The sequence below is a fragment of the Saccharopolyspora elongata genome, from assembly GCF_004348985.1.
Classification (GTDB): Bacteria; Actinomycetota; Actinomycetes; order Mycobacteriales; family Pseudonocardiaceae; genus Saccharopolyspora; species Saccharopolyspora elongata.
Genome location: NZ_SMKW01000063.1, coordinates 1 through 3,521, shown reverse-complemented (window position 1 = coordinate 3,521; position 3,521 = coordinate 1). Strand labels below are relative to the sequence as shown.

Sequence of the window (3,521 nt, the reverse complement as noted above, 5' to 3'; positions counted from 1 at the left end):
CGTGGCCGCAGGTAGGAGGCTTTGACCATGAGTGATTCGGTCCTGCCGGAGGAGGACCGGTGGGTGTTCCTGATCGACCCGGCTTGGCAGGAGCAGGGCGGCGATCCGCAGCAGCCGCCGCTGGATGCGGTGGTCGGCGGCTGGTACGTGGAGGCCGACGGCACGACCGGGCGGTTCGAGGCAAACCCCGACTACGTGCCGTCCGGCCCCGGCTCGCCGACCGACCCCGTCGACGCCACCCTGCGGCTGGTGAACAAGGGCGAGGCGGACGCGGAAGCGCTGCTGGCGACGCTGCGCGAAGCCGTGCTGGGGGTCGCGATCGACGAGGAGGGCAACCCCGTGATCGCGCCGTCCCCGGACGACGTGGCGTCGGTGTTGGTGACGACCGCCCCGGCTCACCGCCGTAGGGTTCAGGTCGCGGGTTGGCAGGAGGTGACCGCCGCGGAGCTCGCGGAGGTGCTGCCCGACGAAGGCGTCGACGTCTTCGTCAACCCGGGCTCGGACGCCTCGATGCGGCTGCTCGCCGGCGCGTTCAAGCGCGCGGTGGCGTGAGGACCGTCCCGGTATCGGTTACTTGAACCGGTGCCGGTGCCCGGGGAAGCTTGCGGTGCGCAGTGCGGCAACTGGAGTTTGGGGTTCGGAGATGACGCAGGACGAGCAGGACGCGGCGCGGCACGAGCTGCTGTTGCGCTTCGCGCCGATGCTGCCCGACGAGGTGGTGTGGCAGGCGCGGCGCTGGCTGGTGGCCGGCCAGTGGTCCCACGCGGTGCGGCTGATCGCGCAGGTCTTCCGGGAGTGGAACGAACCTCTGCCCGCGGACACCCGAGAGGTCCTGCTCGACGGCGTCGACGCGGCCGTCGCCGAAGCGGTCGGCGCGCTCGACGAAGCCTTCGACGTGTCGGTGGTGGCGTGGGACTTCCACGGCGAGGACGACCCGCTCTCCGAGACCTACGCCGCCGTGGTCCGCGAGTACCTGGAGTCGCAGCCGGGCACGCACACCGCGTGGCAGGCGTGGCGGACCCCCGAGGGCGGCCCGGCGGAAGTGGCCCGCGCAATGCACCTGGTGGAGACCGAGGGCGGGATGAAGCCGCAGGTCATCGCCGCGGAGCTGGCGGAGCGGCTGTGGGAAGCGGGGCTGGCCAGCCCGCAGGTCGAGGTGTTCCGCTCGGACAGCCCGCTGGACCCCTACTACCACGCGCCGGCGCTGGTGGCGGGCCGGGAGATCTTCGGAGTCAGCCCGGAGCCGACCATCGAACTCGCCCGCTTCGACGAGGAGAACGAGGAGCGCGAGCCGGCCGGGCCGGAGCGTGAGTCGCAGGTGGCCTACCTGAACTCGGGCGAGCCGCTGACCGAGGAGGACGACCTGGTCCCCGACCTGCTGACCGACAGCGAGGAGCCGGTGGTCCCGGTGACGCTGCGCACCGACGGCAGTTGGATCTGGTCGGATCTGACCACCTACTACCTGGAGAAGCACGGCATCGCCCTGCCGCCGGGGCTGCGGGCGCACATCGCCGAATCCGGTCCGGAGGCGCGGACCCCGACCCGTCGCGAGTGGGTGGCGATGGTCCGCATGGAGAACGCGGAGCAGCCGACCGACGCCTGAGCTAGCCGGTCGCTTCCGGGGCTGCGCCGGTGCGGTTGTACTCGAGGACCGCGTCGAGGTATTCCCTTACCGCGTCCCGGTTTCTGGTCAGGCACCTGATCCGGTCCGTCATGCGGTCCCGCTCGTGCTCCAGGGTTGCGATCATCTCCGGCGTCGCGTCGGGGAAGTAGATGACCCGGGGTTTGTCCAGGCACGGCAGGATCTGCTTGATGATCCGGGTCGGCAGCCCCGCGTCGAGCAGCCCGCGGATCTGCATCACCCGGTCCACGTTGTACTCCGCGAATTCCCGGTAGCCGTTGGGGGACCGGTCGGCGACGATCAGCCCCTGCTCCTCGTAGTACCGGATCAACCGCCGCGAAGTGCCGGTCCGCTCCGAAAGTTCCCCGATGCGCACGCCCAACTCCCGAACATTGACACGCATGTGACGGCTGGATCCTAATCGCGGCCCTCCCGCTGCGGGGCGGCGTACTGGAAGCCGTTGCGGTATTCGCTCGGCGTGGTCGCCAGTTGGCGGCGGAAGGCGCGGATGAGGGTGTCGACGGTGCCGAACCCGCAGGTGGTGGCGATGCGGTCCAGGGTCGCGTCGGTCGTCTCCAGCTGGTTGCGGGCGAGTTCGACGCGGGCGGATTCGATGTAGGCGGTCGGTGTCATGCCGAGTTCCGCCTTGAAGATGCGGGCGAGCTGGCGTTCGGAGACCCGGGCGTGTTCGGCGAGGTCGGCGAGGCCGATGGGCCGGGTCAGGTGGCCGGCGATGTAGTGCCGCAGGTCCTCGATCCGGCGCGTGGTGGAGACCGGTTCGAGGGGCACGGAGAACTGGCTCTGCCCGCTGGGGCGCTTCAGGTACATCACGAGATGGCGGGCCACGCGAAGCGCGACGGGCTCGCCGAAATCCTCGGCGACCAGCGCCAGGGACAGATCCAGGCAGGAGCTGATGCCCGCGCCGGTCCACACGGCGCCGTCGCGGATGAAGATCGGGTCGGCGTCCACTGTGACGGCGGGGTGGTCGGCGGCCAGCTGGTGGGCGGTCGACCAGTGCGTGGTGGCGCGCTTCCCGTCGAGCAGGCCCGCGGCGGCCAGGATGTGGGCGCCGACGCACACGGAGGCGATGCGGCGCGATGTGCCGGCGAGCTGCGCGACGCGGGCGGTGACATCCGGGTCCGTCAGGGCGGTCACGCGCTGGTCGGCGTCGATGCGCACCGAGCCGGGAACCAGGAGGGTGTCGATGCGCTGGCCGCTGACCTCGTCGAACGTGGCGTCCGGCAGGACGCGCACGCCCGCCGCGGTGGTGACCGGATCCGTGGTTTCGGCGGCCAGGAGCACGCGGTAGCCGGTGTCGGTGTCGACTTCCCGCTGCAGCAGGGAGAACACCTCCGGCGGGCCGGTGATGTCCAGCAGGTCGACGCCGTCGAAGACGACGATGACGATCAGCCGCTTCAGCGCGGGCACGGGCTCTCCCTCCAACGCGATGTCCAGATCTGCAAGTCGGGCGTCATTGCAGACACCACGGAGCGATCGTAGCGTCGATCACGTCGGCGCCGACAGGGCGCCGAGCGATCCCGAAACCCCACCTGAGGAGGGCTTTTGCCCATGGCTGCCACGACGCTGCGCCAGCTCAACGGCTTCGGCGAAACACCGGCGACCCTCTACGACGCCACGCTGATCCTGGTCGACTACCAGAGTGCGAGCTGATAAGCCGCTCGCACCAGCGGGGAGCGTCGTGAGGATGGTGCTCCCTCCAGCCAAGTGACCAACATGGCTGGTCCCCTAGGGCACATGCTCGCCGGGTAACTGGCGGGTGTGAAGCTGCCTGACAAGAAGCCCCAAGGTGTCGACGGGTCGTCGTCGGCGACAGGGTAAGGGGAAGACCTGAAGGGCGAACGCAAGTGAACTCCTGATGAGGCTTCGTCATCGAAAACCG

The 3,521-nt window shown here is 70.0% G+C and carries 4 protein-coding genes; 2 read left to right on the top strand and 2 right to left on the bottom strand.

Annotated elements, in window-relative coordinates; all coding sequences use genetic code 11:
- Nucleotides 1–27 precede the first annotated feature (27 nt).
- Together E1288_RS33870 and E1288_RS33865 are read left to right on the top strand one after the other, a co-directional pair.
- Complete coding sequence (locus tag E1288_RS33870) at nt 28–552, top strand: type VII secretion system-associated protein (protein ID WP_132492569.1); 525 nt, start codon at nt 28–30, stop codon at nt 550–552.
- A gap of 91 nt (nt 553–643) precedes the next feature.
- A complete protein-coding gene (locus tag E1288_RS33865) occupies nt 644–1,603 on the top strand; it encodes a hypothetical protein (protein WP_132492567.1) in 960 nt (319 codons plus the stop codon).
- Between the two features lies 1 nt (nt 1,604).
- On the opposite strand, the gene E1288_RS33860 is transcribed toward E1288_RS33865, so the two are convergent.
- The gene (locus tag E1288_RS33860) at nt 1,605–1,997 is read right to left on the bottom strand and encodes a MerR family transcriptional regulator (protein WP_132492598.1); all 393 of its coding nucleotides are present in this window, start codon (nt 1,995–1,997) and stop codon (nt 1,605–1,607) included.
- Between the two features lie 41 nt (nt 1,998–2,038).
- Nucleotides 2,039–3,049, bottom strand: coding sequence for a GlxA family transcriptional regulator (locus E1288_RS33855; protein ID WP_132492565.1), 1,011 nt, complete (start codon nt 3,047–3,049; stop codon nt 2,039–2,041).
- Nucleotides 3,050–3,521 lie beyond the last annotated feature (472 nt).

Bases quoted from the DNA above. Each gene is read 5' to 3' on its own strand.
- E1288_RS33865 (WP_132492567.1), top strand. From the start codon at position 644: ATGACGCAGGACGAGCAGGACGCGGCGCGGCACGAGCTGCTGTTGCGC.
- E1288_RS33870 (WP_132492569.1), top strand. From the start codon at position 28: ATGAGTGATTCGGTCCTGCCGGAGGAGGACCGGTGGGTGTTCCTGATC.